This window comes from Candidatus Palauibacter sp. (assembly GCF_965197445.1).
Lineage (GTDB): Bacteria > Gemmatimonadota > Gemmatimonadetes > Palauibacterales > Palauibacteraceae > Palauibacter.
The window spans coordinates 306,578-323,018 of sequence record NZ_CBDANE010000004.1; the positions used below are offsets into that span (position 1 = coordinate 306,578).

The 16,441-nt window shown below is 67.6% G+C and carries 15 protein-coding genes; all 15 read left to right on the top strand.

Translation table 11 applies throughout. The features are described 5' to 3' along the window. Nucleotides 1–85: 85 nt before the first annotated feature. On the top strand, nt 86–679 hold the full coding sequence (gene rimP / locus ACN9M6_RS05125) for a ribosome maturation factor RimP (protein WP_419161844.1): 594 nt from the start codon (nt 86–88) through the stop codon (nt 677–679). Continuing rightward, nucleotides 676–2,079 carry a transcription termination factor NusA gene (gene nusA, locus ACN9M6_RS05130; protein ID WP_419161845.1) on the top strand — a complete coding sequence of 468 codons (1,404 nt, stop codon included), beginning with the start codon at nt 676–678 and terminating at the stop codon, nt 2,077–2,079. Before rimP ends, nusA begins: the two co-directional genes overlap by 4 nt. A 17-nt stretch (nt 2,080–2,096) precedes the next feature. Continuing rightward, nucleotides 2,097–2,456, top strand: coding sequence for a L7Ae/L30e/S12e/Gadd45 family ribosomal protein (locus ACN9M6_RS05135; protein ID WP_419161846.1), 360 nt, complete (start codon nt 2,097–2,099; stop codon nt 2,454–2,456). Further along, nucleotides 2,453–5,176 carry a translation initiation factor IF-2 gene (gene infB / locus ACN9M6_RS05140; RefSeq protein ID WP_419161847.1) on the top strand — a complete coding sequence of 908 codons (2,724 nt, stop codon included), beginning with the start codon at nt 2,453–2,455 and terminating at the stop codon, nt 5,174–5,176. The genes ACN9M6_RS05135 and infB overlap by 4 nt, the downstream gene beginning before the upstream one ends. A 16-nt stretch (nt 5,177–5,192) precedes the next feature. Next, on the top strand, nt 5,193–5,477 hold the full coding sequence (locus ACN9M6_RS05145; RefSeq protein WP_419161848.1) for a DUF503 domain-containing protein: 285 nt from the start codon (nt 5,193–5,195) through the stop codon (nt 5,475–5,477). Between the two features lie 28 nt (nt 5,478–5,505). Beyond that, the gene (gene rbfA / locus ACN9M6_RS05150) at nt 5,506–5,862 is read left to right on the top strand and encodes a 30S ribosome-binding factor RbfA (protein WP_419161849.1); all 357 of its coding nucleotides are present in this window, start codon (nt 5,506–5,508) and stop codon (nt 5,860–5,862) included. After that, a complete protein-coding gene (gene truB / locus ACN9M6_RS05155; RefSeq protein WP_419161850.1) occupies nt 5,852–6,766 on the top strand; it encodes a tRNA pseudouridine(55) synthase TruB in 915 nt (304 codons plus the stop codon). The genes rbfA and truB overlap by 11 nt, the downstream gene beginning before the upstream one ends. Next, nucleotides 6,763–7,698: a bifunctional riboflavin kinase/FAD synthetase gene (locus tag ACN9M6_RS05160; protein WP_419161851.1), complete on the top strand. Its 936-nt coding sequence runs from the start codon at nt 6,763–6,765 to the stop codon at nt 7,696–7,698. The genes truB and ACN9M6_RS05160 overlap by 4 nt, the downstream gene beginning before the upstream one ends. Before the next feature lie 34 nt (nt 7,699–7,732). Beyond that, nucleotides 7,733–8,821 carry a hypothetical protein gene (locus ACN9M6_RS05165; protein WP_419161852.1) on the top strand — a complete coding sequence of 363 codons (1,089 nt, stop codon included), beginning with the start codon at nt 7,733–7,735 and terminating at the stop codon, nt 8,819–8,821. Next, nucleotides 8,818–9,957 (top strand): ATP-binding cassette domain-containing protein, encoded by a 1,140-nt coding sequence (locus ACN9M6_RS05170; protein ID WP_419161853.1) that lies wholly within the window; start codon nt 8,818–8,820, stop codon nt 9,955–9,957. Before ACN9M6_RS05165 ends, ACN9M6_RS05170 begins: the two co-directional genes overlap by 4 nt. Nucleotides 9,958–10,109: 152 nt before the next feature. Further along, nucleotides 10,110–10,373 (top strand): 30S ribosomal protein S15, encoded by a 264-nt coding sequence (gene rpsO / locus ACN9M6_RS05175; RefSeq protein ID WP_419161854.1) that lies wholly within the window; start codon nt 10,110–10,112, stop codon nt 10,371–10,373. 240 nt (nt 10,374–10,613) lie between these two features. Further along, on the top strand, nt 10,614–12,710 hold the full coding sequence (locus ACN9M6_RS05180) for a polyribonucleotide nucleotidyltransferase (protein ID WP_419161855.1): 2,097 nt from the start codon (nt 10,614–10,616) through the stop codon (nt 12,708–12,710). Nucleotides 12,711–12,820: 110 nt separating this feature from the next. Continuing rightward, the gene (locus tag ACN9M6_RS05185) at nt 12,821–14,098 is read left to right on the top strand and encodes a M16 family metallopeptidase (protein WP_419161856.1); all 1,278 of its coding nucleotides are present in this window, start codon (nt 12,821–12,823) and stop codon (nt 14,096–14,098) included. A 2-nt stretch (nt 14,099–14,100) separates the two neighbouring features. After that, nucleotides 14,101–15,234, top strand: coding sequence for an alanine dehydrogenase (gene ald, locus ACN9M6_RS05190; protein ID WP_419161857.1), 1,134 nt, complete (start codon nt 14,101–14,103; stop codon nt 15,232–15,234). A gap of 164 nt (nt 15,235–15,398) precedes the next feature. Continuing rightward, entirely contained in the window at nt 15,399–16,433 is a 1,035-nt protein-coding gene (locus ACN9M6_RS05195; RefSeq protein WP_419161858.1) for a rod shape-determining protein, read from the top strand. Nucleotides 16,434–16,441: the final 8 nt, after the last annotated feature.

Below are 16,441 nucleotides of genomic sequence, written 5' to 3' on the forward strand. Positions count from 1 at the left end.
CGGCAAACTCCGGTTGCAGCGTGTCGGGGCCCGCCGTATCTTCCGGCTCGTATGTTCACATACGTCCGCGCGGGGTCGGCGGGCGATGGCGTTACTCGAAGTGGGGAAGCTGTACGGACCCCACTTTTTTGTTGCGGTCAAGGTGAACCGGTGCCTCCGGAGGTCGACTATTCGGGACGCGGCGAACATCGAGCAAACGGTCGAAGCCCTCGGGTTCGAGGTCGTGCAAATGGAGCGTGGCGGCGGCCGCCGGAGACCTCTCATGCGGCTCCGTATCGACCGTCCGGCGCCGTCGTCCGGGCGCTCGGGCGTCACGATCGACGATTGCGCGGCGGTGATGCGGGCACTCCGTGGTGTGCTGGACAGCGGCGATGGATCGGGAGAGGACTGGGTGCTCGAAGTGTCCTCTCCGGGCGTGGAACGACCACTGGTGAAAGCCGCGGACTACGCGCGGTTCGCGGGCTCGAGAGTGCGTGTGAAGGGCTTCGCGCCGCTGGCCGCCCGAAGCCGACGGCTCGACGGCACGCTTCTCGGGCTGGCCGTCGACTCTGGGGAGGCGTTCATGCTGGAGATCGAGGGGGATCGTGTGGAGATCCCGCTGGAGGCTGTAGCCTCGGCCCGCCTGGTCTACGACTGGGACGCGGCCGCGGGTGACGATGGAGATCGAGGGAAGAGATGAGCGATCAGATCCCGGTCGTTGAAGCGTTTCGTATGATGGCGGCCAACAAGTCGCTGACGGAAATAGAGTTGCATGAACTCATCCGTGAAGGGATCCATGCGGCGCTGGCCCGGCGTTTCGGCGGCCCGGTCGATGCGGAGATCGACGTCACGGACGAAGGCGACATCTCGATCATCGTGCTCAAGGAAGTGGTCGAAGATGTCGAGGATGCGGCCCGCGAAGTCACCCTCGAGCAGGCACGCTGGGATGATCCCGAGTTCCAGGTCGGCGACCTCATGGAGATCCCCGTCGATTTCAGGGACTTCGGACGCAGTGCCGTCATGGCCGCCAAGCAGAGGATCATACAGCGCATTCGCGAGGGAGAGCGCGACCGAATTCGCATGGAGTTCAACGATCGCGTCGGTGACCTCGTCTCGGGGGAGGTTCAGGCCAGCGAGCGGGGAAAGCTCGTCGTGATGCTGAATCGCTCCCGCGAGGCGGAGGCCATCATCCCGTGGCGGGAGCAGAACCCGCGGGAGCGTTTCCGCCAGGGCGAGCCGATCCGTGCCGTGCTGAAGCTGCTCGAGGAGACACCGCGTGGTCCGCGGCTCATCCTGTCGCGGGCGGACCCGCAGTTCGTCGCATCCCTGTTCGCGCTCGAAGTGCCGGAGATCTACCAGAACATCGTGGAGATCAAGGAGATCGTCCGGGAAGCGGGTGGGCGCACCAAGGTCGCGGTCGCGTCCCGCGACGAAGCGGTGGATCCGGTGGGCGCGTGCGTCGGCCTGAAGGGCTCTCGCGTACAGGCGGTCGTCTCGGAGTTGAGCGGCGAGCGTATCGACATCGTCCCGTGGCACCCCGACCCGGAAATCTTTGCACGTCGCGCGCTGGCTCCGGCCCGCGTGGCCAAGGTGATCTCCGACCAGGGCGGCCACGTGATCACCGCGATCGTGGATGAGGACCAGTTGTCGCTCGCGATCGGCCGCAACGGGCAGAACGTCCGTCTGGCATCGCAACTCATCGGATGGCAGATCGACCTCTACTCGAGCCGCGACTGGATGGAGCGGGGCGGACAGAGCGGTCTGTTCGCCGGGGGTGACGAGTACGAGATGTCCGATTTCCCGCTCTCCGAACTGGAGGGCATTGCCCCCGCGACGCTGGCGGCGCTTGAAGCGGCCGGGATCAGCAGCTTCTACGGCCTTCTCGAGATGGACCGGAGTGATTTTCTCCAGGTTCCGGGCATCGGGCCGGATGAGGCGGATATCCTCGAGGCGCTGATCGATGAGTTGACGGTGGTCGACGAGGCACAGTCGAACGCGGCCGGAGCCGGCAAGGCGGAAGAGGACGAGGGAGAAGAGATTGCTGAGGACGCGGTGAGCGACGCGGTGAGCACAGCGGCGTCGGCGGAGAGTACCGCCTGAATCTCGGGGATGTCCGGATGACCGCCGGAGGCGGGACGCTCGGGCTGCTCGGGATCGCCACCCGGGCCGGTCGGTTGGCGCTCGGTACGCGGGCGGTGGACAGCGCGGCGCGCAGGGGGCGGCTGGCGCTGCTCGTGATCGCGGGCGACGCATCGCGGCACGCGCTGGGTCGTCTGACGCCAGAGGCCCGCGCGGCCTCTCGCGTTACGGTCGCGAGCCGGAGGGCGCTCGGACAGGCGCTGGGGCGGAGCGATGTGGCCGTGGTCGGAGTCACTGATGTGGCGCTGGCCTCGCGGATTATCGAACGGGAGCGTGGGCCCGCAGGGGGCGACGACAGCTCCGGGTCGCCAGAAGACCCGGAAGGGCGGATGCCTTGACAAAGAAGCGTGTCTTCGAGGTCGCGGAGGAACTGAGACTCGAGACGAGTCACCTTATCCAGATGCTCCGCGAAATGGACGTTCCCGTGCGAAGCCACATGTCGATCGTGGATCCGGCGAGCGTGGCGCGCCTTCACGCGCGTCTGGAACGAGAGCGACGCGGCGAGACCGTGGCCGGAACGGCCACCCGGGTCCGCCGTCGGCGGCGCCGTCGCAGGGTCACTCCCGCGACGCTGGCACCCTCCGGCGGGCCGGCGGTCGAGATCGGGGAGGCCCCCGAGCCGTCCCCGGAGCCCCCCGTCGAAGAGCTCTCCGCCGAGGAAGCTGCGGTCGACGAGCCTTCCGCCGAGGAGGTCTCCGTCGACGAGATCGCCGCCGCCGCGGAAGCTGAGCCGACGATCGTCGAGCCTGCGGTCGAGGTTGGAGTCGAGACTCCGGAAGTCGCGGAAGAGCCGGCGCCAGCGGAGGGAATCCCGGTCCCTCCGGAGCCCGCCGCCGTCGTCGAATCCGAGGAGGCGCCCGCCGGCACCGAGGTGGATGCGGCCGCCGAGTCGGGCACCGCTGAAGCCGAGCCGCTGCCGGAAGGGGAGGTTGCGGCAGACGCCGCGTCGCCGCGGCCGGCACGCCGCCCAAAGCCGGTTCGTCGCGACATGCCGGCGGAAACCTCGCCGCCCGCCGACTCGGGCCCGACGGCCACGGCCGGACCGGGCGGCAAGGTGAGAATCTCGGCCGAGGGATACACCGTCGACGGCCGCCGAAAGTCGCGGGCCGGCGAGCGGAAGAAGCGGCGCCGGGTGGATCGAAACGCAGTCCAGCAAAACTTCAAGAAGACGCTGGCCGCAATGGGCCAGTCCTCCCCGCGCAAGCGGCGCCGGGACACGCAGCAGCAACAGCGCGAGGCCGAGGAGGAGCAGCGCGAGCTCGAGCGACGCGTAGAAACCGTCACGGTGCGAGTCAACGAATTCCTCACCGTGTCCGAACTCGCGGATCTGATCGAGGTTCCGCCGCAGGCGATCATCACGTCGGCGTTCAAGAACCTGGGTCTGATGGTCACCATCAACCAGCGGCTCGACTTCGGGCAGATCGAACTCATCTGCGAAGAGGCCGGCTACACCGCGATCCGGGAGGAGGCCTTCGAGGCGGACATCTCGACGGACGATGGAGAGGACGTTGAGGACGAGAGCGCGCTTTCGCCGCGTCCCCCGATCGTGACGGTGATGGGTCACGTGGACCACGGGAAGACCTCGCTGCTCGACCGGATCCGCAGTACCAACGTGATTGCGGGCGAGGCGGGAGGGATCACACAGCACATCGGTGCCTACCACGTCCAGCTCTCGGGGGGACGGAAAATCACCTTCCTCGATACGCCCGGCCACGAAGCTTTCACGGCCATGCGCGCTCGGGGGGCGGACGTCACGGACGTCGTGGTCCTCGTGGTCGCAGCCGACGATAGCGTCATGCCGCAGACGGTCGAGGCGATCAGCCACGCGAAGAACGCGTCGGTGCCGCTCGTCGTAGCGGTCAACAAGATCGATCTGCCGTCGGCCGACGTGAGCAAGGTGAAGCAGGAACTGCTATCGCATGAGGTCATCCTCGAGGAATTCGGCGGCGAGGTCCTGGGCGCGAACGTCTCGGCCAAGACCGGGAAGGGACTCGACGACCTGCTCGAGAAGGTCCTCCTCCAGGCCGAACTGCTGGAGTTGAAGGCGAACCCGGATCGGGATGCGCGTGGCACGGTCGTCGAGGCCCAGCTCGACAAGGGCATGGGCCCCATGGCAACGGTTCTCATCGAAAGGGGTACGCTGGAAGTGGGTACGGACTTCGTGTGCGGCCTCCACGGCGGACGCGTCCGGGCACTTCTCGACGAGCGGGGGCGCAAAGTGCCGAGTGCGGGTCCGGGGATCCCGGTGCGGGTGCTCGGGCTCGAGGGTGTCCCGCAGGCGGGTGATTCGCTGGTCGTCCTCCCGGCCGCCCGCGTCAGGGAGATCGTGACCCGCCGCCAGCAACTTGAACGTGAGAAGGACATCCGCCGCAAGGCGACCGGGACGCGCCTGGAAGACGTCTTCGAGGCGGTGAAGGCGGGCGAGCGAGCGCGTCTGAACATCGTAATCAAGGGCGACACCGACGGATCGGTCCAGGCCCTGTCCGACAGCCTCGAACGGCTGTCGACCGAGGAGGTTTCGGTCGAGGTCATCCACCGCGCGGTCGGCGGCATCAACGAGTCCGACATCCTGCTGGCCTCGACATCGCGCGCGATCGTTGTCGGCTTCCACGTCCGTCCCGACGCCGGGGCGGCCGCCACCGCCGAACGCGAGTCGATCGAGATCCGGATCTACAACGTCATTTACGAGGCGGTGGAAGAGGTCAGGCAGGCCCTCGAGGGCCTGCTCGCGCCGGAGCAGCGGGAGATCACCATGGGCATGGCGGAGATCCGCGAACTCTTCCGCGTGCCGAAGGCGGGGACGATCGCGGGGTGCTACGTGCAGTCCGGCACCATGCGGCGCAACCTTCCGATCCGCCTGCTGCGCGACCAGGTCCAGATCTATCAGGGACGGATCGAGAGCCTGCGGCGGTTCAAGGAGGATGTCCGCCAGGTGAAAGACGGGTACGAGTGCGGGATCTCCATCGAGAACTACAACGACATCAAGGTCGGCGATGTGATCGAGTGCTACGAAGTCGTGGAGGTCGCCCGCACGCTGTCCGGAGCACCAGCCGGCTGACGCGTCGGGAGCCGCCGTGGCCGTCATCGGAGTGGGTCGCTGGGTGTTTCACCTTCCAGGGTGCCGGTCTCTCAAGGCGAAGCGGTCCGTGATTCGCAGCCTGCGCGAGCGCTCGATCGGAAAGTTCCGTATTTCGGCGGCTGAGACGGGTCTCCGCGACCGCGCCTCGATGGCCGAGATCACCGCCTGCGTCGTCGCGGGAGAGCGCCGGCAGGCCGAATCGGTGCTCGGTCACGTGGACCGGTTCCTGCGATCCGATCCTCGCGCGTACGTCGTCGAGTCGGAGACCGAGTTCCTTTGACGGCGGCAGGCGGCGCCGAGGCGGGCGCGTGACTCACCGGCATCGGGGCGAGCGCCTGGGCGAGTTGTTCCGGCGGGAGTTCACGCGGCTGCTCATGGGGCCTCTGAAGGATCCCCGGCTCGAGGGTGTGACCGTGACCGAAGTGCGGGCGACACGGGACCTCTCCTTCGCCACCGTCTACGTGCGGTCGGAAGATGATGTCGAGGAGGGTATCGAGGCGCTGGAGCGTGCGGTCGGTTTCATACGCCGCGAGTTGGGTCGATCGCTGCGACTCCGGAAGATTCCGGAATTCCGTTTCCTGCCCGATGAGACGCCCGAACACGCGAGCCGGATCGAAGCGCTCCTCCGGCAGGTTCACGAGAGCGACGGACAGCGTGAGGGCTGAGGCCGGCCTGCTCCTCGTGGACAAGCCCGCCGGCGCGACGTCTCACGACATCATGCTTCGTCTCCGCCGGGCGCTCGGGGCGCGAAGGGTCGGCCACACCGGCACGCTCGACCCGTTTGCCACCGGGCTGCTCCTGTCACTGGTCGGACCGTTCACGCGTCTCGCGGATCTCTTCCACGAGATCCCGAAGTCGTACGATGCCACCCTGGAATTCGGTCGGGAGACGGACACCGATGACGTGACCGGCACGACGGTCTCTGAGAGCCCCGGCTGGCGGGAGTTCGACGCCCCGGCGGTGCGGGCGGCCTTTTCCGCCCGGAAGGGGACCGGCCTCCAGGTTCCGCCGGCGTACTCGGCCCGACGGGTCGGCGGAGAGCGTGCGTACGCCGTGGCCCGCCGCGGCAGGCAGCCACAGTTGGGGGCGCGTGAGGTGGTGGTTCATGACATCGCGGTCACGGGTATCGACCTGCCGGAGGTCCGCTTTCGGGCGCGGGTGTCCACCGGCACGTACGTACGCGCGCTGGCCCGCGACATCGGGCGAGATCTCGGGTCCGCAGCGCACTTGACCACGCTGAGACGCACCGCGATCGGGCCCTTTCGGGTGGAAGATGCGACCGTCCCGGAGGAGGCAGCGGGCGCGGTGGCCTCGGAATCTCCTGCGTGGCGGCCGGGCGTCGCGGCGCTCCCATGGATCCGGGGGCGGGAGCTAAGCGCGGGCGAGCAGATTGAGATCAGGCACGGTCGGCCCGTGGAACGCGGCGATCTGCTTCCCCCGGTCTGGACGGGTGTCGCGCCTCGCCCCGCAGAGGCCGGCTCGGTGGCGCTCTCCCGCGGCGACAGGCTCGTCGGCATCGCCCTGGAGCGGGACGACCGCCTGTTTCCGAAGCGGGTGTTCCCGGCGTGAGCGGACTTCCGCCTCACGTGCGCGGCACCGTCGTGACAGTGGGAACCTTCGACGGAGTCCATCTCGGCCATCAGGCGATCCTGCGCCAGATCCGGCACCGCGCGCAGGCGCGGGACCGGCACGCCGTCCTGCTCACCTTCGACCCGCATCCGCTGCGCGTCGTTCGCCCCGACGCGGCGCCGCCGCTGCTCACGATGCCGAACGAGAAAAAGGAGATTCTCGCCCAGTTCGATCTCGACTACGTCGCATTCATCCCTTTCACGATCGAGTTCTCGCGCTACTCGCCGGAGAGGTTCGTGGAAGAGGTGCTCGTACGCCGCCTGCGGGCGGCAGAGCTGGTCATCGGATACGACCACGGGTTCGGGCGCGGGCGGGCCGGTGACGTGGATGCGCTCGAACGGCTCGGGGCCGTGCACGGGTTCGAGGTCTCCGTGGTCCGGGGCGTGGAGGTGGGCGGCTCGGCCATCTCCTCCACCCGCATCCGACACGCCGTGGCGGCGGGCGACATGGAAGCCGCGGCCGCCGGGCTGGGTCGTCCCTATTCGCTGAGAGGCACCGTGATCCACGGGCTCGGGCGCGGCCGCACGCTGGGCTTTCCGACGGCCAACCTCACGGCTCCCCCTCCGGACAAACTCCTCCCGGCCGAGGGCATCTACGCGGTCCGGGCCAGCCTCGGCCCCGAACTCCTCCGGGGGCTGCTGCATCTGGGTCCGCGGCCGACCTTCGCGGGGTCCCCGCCGACGATCGAGTTGTTCCTGCTCGACTTCGACCGTGACATCTACGGCGAGCGGGTCGTAGTCGAGTTCCTGCACCGGCTGCGCGAAGTGCGGCCGTTCGCGACGGGCGAGGAACTGGTCGAGCAGATGGAACGCGACCTGGAGACTGGACGGGAGTTCTTCGCCGAAAACAAGGGAGGCGGAATTGTCCGCTGACATCCGATGTCGTCCGGGCACGAGGGCGGTGAGGGTGGCTGCATGGAGCCTCGCCGTTCTGCTGGGGGTCCCCGGGTTGTCGACGGCCCAGGCCGTGCGCCCCATAAGGGGCCCGGCCGACCAATGTACCGTTCAGCTCCGCGAAACCCTCCGTCTGGGTTCACTTGAGGATCCGGGGACGATCGGGAGCCGTCCGGAGATCACGCGCACCGAACGGGGCGAACACATCGTCGCAAGCGCGGAGAACCGGGGGGAACTGCTGGTCTACGACTCGGAGGGCGGTTTCCGCGGCACCTTCGGGAGGGGCGGCGACGGACCCGGCGAATATGTGATGCCGGGGCGCATCCGCCTCGGACCCGATGGGAGCCTGGTGATCCTGGACCTCCGCAACCGCCGCATCACGCGGGTGTCGGGCGAAATGGAACTTCTGGAAACCGTGGGTGTCCGTTCGCTCCAGGGGCTGGATTTCGTGACCCTCGATGCCGGCTCGCGGTATGCCGTGTCGGGCTTTGGACAGGTGGACGGACGACTGAACGCGACGACGGAATTGATCGGTGGCGACGGGGAGCGGATCGCAGGATTGGGAGACATGCCCGTGGAAGCGTGGATCGTGAACTTCTTCCGGTCGCCGGTGGCCGTCGATGGACAGGGTCGCGTATGGTCGGCCAGGGCAGGGGAGTACGCGTTCGAGGGGTGGGAGCCCGACGGGGCTGAGGAGGCGGTCGTGCGGCTGGCAGGGGAAGCGGACTGGTTCGATCCGGGGCCGCCGCAGCCGGGCGTGCCGGTCACGGCGCCAATACCCTCCGTCGTCATGAGCCTCCGCTTTGACGAGGGTCTGATGTGGGTCGGCACCTGGGTGGCCGACACGAACTGGGCCGACAACGCCGGCATCGAATCGTCCGCGCTGGACCTGGACGGACTGCTCGACACGATCCTCGAAGTGATCGACCCCGACACCGGCCGGATCGTCGCGCGAGCGAGGCGCGACGAAGCGCTCCGCGGAACCGGCGACGATGCGTTGCTGTTCGGCGTTCGCGAAGAAGGCGGAATCCCCCGTGCCGTACTCTACGAGACCTCTCTCGCCGGCACCGGGTGTCCCGCTTCGGATCGACCCCGCATGTGACAGGAGCCGCCCGGGCTACCCCGCAGCCCATCTTCGCGGCGGAAGGGTTCGCGAAACGATTCGGCGAGACGGAGGTTCTGAAGGCTGCGGCGGTTCAGGTGCGGCCCGGTCGGGTCACCGTCCTTCTGGGACGCAACGGCTCCGGGAAGAGCACCCTCCTGCGCTGTGCGCTGGGACTCTTGAGGACGGAGACGGGAAGCGTCCTGTGGCGTGGCAGGGCCACGCTGCGCCCCCGTATCAGCCGCATGGCTCCGGAGGGTCTGTTCTTTGTGCCCGACCGCGGTCTGGCGGTGCCTCCACAAAGGGTCGGCCCGCACTTCGACAGCCTGCGGGCGGCGTACCCCGGGGTGCGGAAGTTGGAGGACTGGGATCCTCTGAACGTGGCGCCCTTCCTTGGGGCCCGGATCCGGCAGCTCTCGACCGGCGAGCGGCGGCGTGTGGAACTCACGCTCGCGCTGTTGCGAAATCCGGCGTGCCTGATCGCCGACGAGCCCTTGACCGGATTGGCGCCGAACTACCAGAGCGTGGTGACACGGGCGCTGCGCGACGCGGCACAGGGCGGCTCCGCCGTGCTGATTACGGGCCACGAGGTTGAGTGCCTGATGGCGGTCGCCGACGAGGTTGTATGGATTGTCGCCGGCGGTACGCGCGTACTCGGCCCTCCCGAACAGGCGTGGGCGCATCCCGAGTTCGCCCGCCAATACCTGGGTCGCAGAAGACCCCTCGCGAACCCTTGGGACGGTAGCGAACCCGGCCTGCCCGGACGCGAATCCGACCGTGGCGAGGAGGGCGACGGCCAGGGCGAGGCCGGGCGCCGCGTATCGGGTTGGGTCGCACGCGCCGGCCGGGTGTGGCTGCCGCTCGCCGGCTCGGCCGCGGCGGTGTGGTTCGCCGTCCGGGTCTCTGTCGCGATGGTGGGTGCCGCCGCCGGGGTGTCGTCGTCGTTCGAGATGAGGAGCTCGCTCCCGCTGGTCGCACTCTGTGTCCTGCTGACCGGGATCGACCACCGCCGTCGCGGGGCGGCTCGGTGGTTCGACAACCTGGGCATGGGCCGCGGGGCCCGCGTGCTCATCTGGGGCCTGACGTGTCTGGCGCTGGAGTTCCTGGCGACCGCGGCCGCGGCCCTGCTCCCGTGAGACCGTTGGGGGCGGGGGAGACGACACGGCACGGCACACTTGCACCGTACTTTACAGCGACCGGCGACGATTCTACGTTTATGGACTGTATATGAAGCGGCCCCGCGGGGGTTCGCCGCGCGGGCGTGTGGATCAAGGGACATCGAGACACTGTGGAAAAGACCAGGAAGCAGGGAATCATAGAGAAGTTCTCGCGACGCGAGAACGACCAGGGGTCGGCACCGGTGCAGGTCGCGCTGCTCACTGCCCGTATCCAGGAGTTGACCGGGCACTTCCGGGATCACCCGAAAGATCACCATAGCCGCCGCGGACTGCTGAAGATGGTCGGCCGTCGTCGCCGACTGCTGAACTACCTTCGCAAGACCGATCTCGACCGCTATCGATCGGTCATCGAGGAGCTCGGGCTACGCCATTGAGGCCATTCAGGCGCCGGCCTGCCCCGAAGTTCTCAACCTCCGCCGCCCACGGCCCGGCTCATCGGGCCACCCGCTGTCCTTCCCACGGATCGACCCGGGTTTCCCCTCACCCGGGGCGTTGAGTCGAACAAGCTGATGCAAGGATGAGCAACACACCATGAGCGCCCCGGCCGATTGCCGGCGGGCGCAGCGCCCGACCAACCGTGGCGCAACACTCGAAGAAAGAAGAGAAGACAAAGAATGACGCACAGAATCGAAACCGAATTCCATGGCCGGCCCCTGATCCTCGAGACGGGCCGGATGGCCCGCCAGGCGGATGGCGCCGTCTACGTGCAGTACGGTGAAACGGCCCTCCTGGTCACGGCCACGGCGGATCGGAAGCCCACGCACCTCCCCTTCTTCCCGCTCACTGTCGAGTATCGGGAGAAGACCTACGCCGCCGGCAAGTTCCCCGGCGGATTCATCAAGCGAGAGACACGCCCCGGGGACAAGGAGACCATCTCGGCGCGGCAGATCGATCGCCCGCTGCGGCCGCTCTTTCCCGACGACTATCGCAACGACACCCAGGTCGTCTGTTTCGTGATCTCCGCCGACCAGCAGAACGACGCCGATGTCATCGGCATGCTGGGGGCCTCGACGGCGCTGCTGCTCTCCCCGATCCCCTGGGACGGACCCATCGCGGGCGTCCGCATAGCCAGGATGGACGGCCAGTGGCTCGTCAACCCGACGTTCGACGACCTTGAGATGTGCGACCTCGAAATCGTGGTGGCCGGCTCCGAGGATTCGATCGTGATGGTCGAAGGCGCCTGCCTCGAAGCCACGGAAGAGGAGTTTCTGGAGGCGATGAGCGTAGGACAGAAAGCCATCGTCGAGCTGATCGGCCTCCAGCGCGAGCTGGTGGCGATGGCGGGGGCTCCGGAGACGATCGAGTACGAGCCCGTGGGGCCCGATGCGGATGTCGTCGCGAAGGTCACGGCGGAGGCCGCCGGCCGCGTCGGCGATGCGCTGAGGATGGCTGACAAGGAAGAACGCGGACGGGCTCTCTCCGCGCTGCGGAAAGACGTCACGCAGCGCCTCGAGGGAGAGCACCCCGAGTGCGGAAAGGATGTCGGTGCCGCCCTGCGGAAGCTGGAGAAGGAGATCATGCGCCACCGCATCCTGGAGGACGGAGAGCGGATCGACGGCCGGGGGGTGAACGACCTCCGCGAGATCACCTGCGATGTCGGTCTCCTGCCGCGAACGCACGGCTCCGCCCTGTTCACGCGCGGGCAGACGCAGGCGCTCGCCGTGGCGACGCTCGGGACGGTCAGAGACGAGCAACGCATCGACTCGGTGGACGTCCGGGAAGAGACTTCGAAGTCGTTCATGCTCCACTACAACTTCCCCGGCTTCGCGACGGGCGAGGTGCGGATGTTCCGGGGTACGAACCGCCGCGAGACGGGGCACGGGATTCTGGCCGAGCGCGCGCTCCAGGCGCTGCTCCCGGCGTACGAGGATTTCCCGTACACGATCCGGATCGTGTCCGACATCCTGGAGTCGAACGGATCGAGTTCGATGGCCTCGGTCTGCGGGGGCTCGCTGTCGCTTATGGACGCGGGCGTGCCGGTGCGCGCCCCGTGCGCGGGGATCGCCATGGGGCTCATCAAGGAGGGCGACCGGGTCGAGATCCTGACCGACATCCTCGGCGTGGAAGACGCCCTCGGCGACATGGACTTCAAGGTCGCCGGGACCGAGCGGGGGATCACCGCGGTCCAGATGGACATCAAGGCCGACGGACTGTCGGTCGCCACGATGCGGGAAGCGCTCGCACGGGCCCGCGACGCGCGGCTGCAGATCCTCGCGAGGATGAACGATACGCTGCCTTCGGCGCGCGAGGAGATGTCGCCGCATGCCCCGCGGATCGTGACGCTCCAGATCAACCCCCAGAAGATCGGCGAGGTCATTGGGCCGAAGGGGAAGACGATCCGGATGATTCAGGAGGAGACGGGTACCGAAGTCAACATCGAGGATACCGGCGTGGTGACCATCGCGGCGCCTTCGGGCGAGGGCGCGCAGCATGCGAAGGAGATGGTCGAGGCCATCGTCCAGGAGCCGGAGGTCGGACGCATCTACCGCGGCGTCGTGAAGAACACGACCGACTTCGGGGCGTTCGTCGAGATCATTCCCGGAGTGGAAGGCCTGTGCCACATCTCCGAACTCGAAGAGGGGCGGACCGAGAAGACCGAGGATGTCGTGAAGCCCGGCGACGAAGTGAAGGTGAAGTTGCTGGCGGTGGATGACCGCGGACGCATGAAGCTCTCGCGCCGTGCGGCCCTCACTCCCGCCGGGGAGGGCTGAGAACGGCACATCCCGGCCTGCCGCCGCACGGGCCGGCCGGGAGCCCTGGGTCGCTCCCTTCGGTTGACGGAGATCGCCTCCTGCCCGCGCGCGAATCCGAGCGACTCGACGTGGCGGTCCACCGGACCCGCCTCGAGAACGGCATCACGGTGCTCAGCGAGCGTATGGATTCCGTGCGTTCCGTGGCGGTCGGTTTCTGGGTGCGTCAGGGACGAGTCCACGAGGACGAAGCCGTGGGCGGAGTGTCGCACCTGCTCGAACACATGGTGTTCAAGGGGACGCGCCGGCGGTCGGCCAGGGATCTCGCATGGGAGCTCGAGCGGCTCGGTGGAGCCCTTGACGCCTATACGACGCACGAATGCACGGCCTTCCAGGCGCGCGTACCGGCGGCCGATCTCGGCGTGGCTCTCGACGTGCTGTGTGACCTCGTCTTCCGGCCCCTCCTCGAGGAGCGCGATCTCGAGGTGGAGCGGGAAGTCGTGCTCGAGGAAATCGCCTCCGCCGCGGAAATCCCTGAAGACCTGGCGTTCGAGGCGCACGCGCGCTTTCTGTATGGCGGTCATCCGTACGGGGAGCCGATCCTCGGAACCCGGGCCTCTGTAGGAGCGCTCCCCCTGAGGGCGCTGGCAGAAGTGCACGGCCGCGCGTACCGGCCGGGGAACATCGTCGTCGCGGCGGCTGGAGCGGTCGAGCATGCAGCTCTGGTGGAGGGGCTGGCGCGGTGGCTTCCAGACCGGGCGGCTGTGCCGCGTCCCGAGGATCCTCCCCCAGCCAACGGCGGGTCCGGTTTCCGACGCCTCCGACACGCCGGCGGACGCCAGACGCACGTCGTGACCGGCGCGCCCTCTGTCCCATGCCGAGACCGCCTGCGTTACGCGATCTACGTGACCTCGACGGCTCTCGGCGGCGGGATGAGTTCGCGGCTCTTCCAGCGCATCCGCGAGACGCGCGGTCTGGCGTACTCCGTGTATAGCTTCCATGCCCTCCATGCGCGGGCAGGGCATGTGGGTGCCTATGTCGGTACGAGACCCGAGACGGCCGGGGAAGCCCGCGAGGCGTTGACGGAAGAACTGGCGCTTCTGGCCCGTGAGGGACTAACGGGGGATGAACTGGACGACACCCGCAGCCAGCTCAAGGGACAGTTCCTGATTTCACTGGAATCGCCGGTGTCCCGCATGAACCGGCTGGCCGGGATCGCGCTCTACGAACACCCGTATCTTACCCTGGACCAGGTGGCGGCCCGCATCGATGAAGTGAACCGCGCTCAGTGTCTCGAAGCCGCCGCATACTTCTCGCCGGAGCGGCTCGCCACGCTCGAGCTGTCGCCCGGAGACGATCCCGCAGGATCCACACCGGACCCAATCCGACCTTCCGCCTGGAGCCAATAGAGATGATCGTCGGCGTACCGAAGGAGATAAAGACGGATGAGAGCCGGGTAGCCCTCGTCCCGGCGGGCGTCACCGCGCTGGTCGCTTCCGGACACACGGTGTGTATCGAGCGAAACGCGGGAGTCCGCAGCGGCTTCCCGGACGAGGCCTACGTCGACGCGGGGGCCGAGGTCCTGGGCTCGGCGGGAGAGGTGTGGGAGCGGGCGGAGTTCATCGTCAAGGTCAAGGAGCCCATCGAGCCCGAGTATGACCGGATGCGGGCGGATCAGGTCATCTTCACCTACTTCCACTTCGCGGCGGATGAGCGGCTCACGCAACGCACGCTCGAGAGCGGCTGCACCGCCATCGCCTACGAGACGGTCCAGCTTCCGACGGGCGAGCTTCCGCTCCTCACGCCGATGTCGGAGGTGGCGGGGCGCATGGCCATCCAGGAAGCGGCCAAGTATCTGGAACGGACCGCCGGCGGATACGGCATCCTGCTCGGCGGCGTGCCCGGCATCCTCCCCGCCGAGGTCGTGATCCTCGGAGGAGGCGTTGTCGGCGCGAACGCCGCGACGATTGCCGCGGGGTTCGGCGCCCATGTGACCGTTCTCGATGTGAGTCTCCCGCGTCTTCGTTACCTCGCGGAAGTCATGCCCGCCAACGTCGATACCCTGTACTCGAACCGTCACGCGATCCTCGAACAGATCGAACGCGCCGATGTCGTGATCGGTGCCGTCCTCGTCCCGGGCGGAAAAGCTCCGAAGCTCGTACGCCATGACGACTTGAAGCGGATGAAGGACGGCTCCGTGATCGTGGATGTCGCCGTGGATCAGGGGGGCTGCGTGGAATCGGCCCGCCCGACGACGCATAACGACCCCACGTACACGGTCCACGGCGTGATCCACTACTGTGTGACGAACATGCCGGGGGCCGTGCCCCGCACCTCCACGCTGGCCCTCGCGAACGCCACGTTCCCGTACGTCCTGAAGGTCGCGAACCAGGGTTGGAGGGCCGCGTGCCGCGCGGACCCGGACCTCGCGCTCGGGGTCAACACCGCGGATGGGCGGGTCACCTACCGGGCGGTCGCCGAGGCGTTCGATCTGGAATACACGCCTCTGGACAACTGCCGGCCCGATCCCCGGAACTGGACGTGAACCCTCCCCCCAAAACCGACTTTCCTGCGTCTGGAACCGCCTGTACATTGGTGCTTTGTACGCCCCGGCGGGGCGTTCCCGCTACGACCAGCCGCCCTGGAGGTCTCCCGCCTGTGTCCCGCAGCCGCGCCAGCTCGAACGCTCCCGGGAGATCGGGCCTCTAGATGGCGAAGTGGTCGTTGCGCGGCAGTCTCCTGCCGATCAGCAAGATCGGGGTCGATCTGGGGACTGCGAATACACTGGTACACGTTGAGGGCGAAGGCATCGTGCTCAATGAACCCTCGGTCGTCGCCGTGCGGAAGGAGAGCGGGCGCATCGAGGGAATCGGTCTCGCCGCCAAGCGGATGCTCGGTCGTACTCCGAGCGGGATTGAAGCCGTCCGCCCGCTGAAAGATGGCGTCATCGCCGATGTGGACATCACCGAGATGATGATCCGCTATTTCCTCAAGGAAGTGATGACCTCGCGGTTCTTCAAGATCAGGCCACTCGTGGTGGTGGGAGTGCCCTCCGGCATCACGGAACTTGAACGCCGCGCTGTCCGGTCGAGTGCTCATGCGGCCGGCGCCAAGGAAGTCTACATGGTGGCGGAGCCGATGGCGGCCGCCGTAGGCGTCGGACTTCCCGTGGAGACCCCGACGGGCAATATGATCATCGACGTTGGAGGCGGGACGAGCGAGATCGCGGTCATTGCGCTTTCGGGATCCGTCGCCGACACCTCGATTCGGGTCGGGGGGGATGAGCTGGACTCGACGATCGTTTCCTTTCTCCGAAAGAACTACAACCTCCTCATCGGCGAACCGACGGCGGAAGCCGTCAAGATCCAGATCGGATCCGCCTATCCCACCGACGAGGACAAGGAGATGCTGGTCAAGGGCCGGGATCTCGTATCCGGGATTCCGAAGACGGTCCGAGTGCACTCCGCGGAGATTCGGGAATGCCTGCAGGAACCGATCCAGCAGATCGTAGCCGCGGTGCGGCGGGCGCTCGAGATCACGCCGCCGGAACTTGCATCGGATATCGTGGACCGTGGCGTCGTGATGACAGGGGGAGGAGCCCTGGTGCGGGGATTGGACACGTTGCTCGGGGAAGAGACGGGACTCCCGATCCATGTCGACGAAGAGCCTCTCACGTGTGTGGTCCGGGGGTGCGGGAAGATCCTCGAGCAGTTCGGGCGATACCGTGGGGTCCTCACCAGCTGACAGCCCAA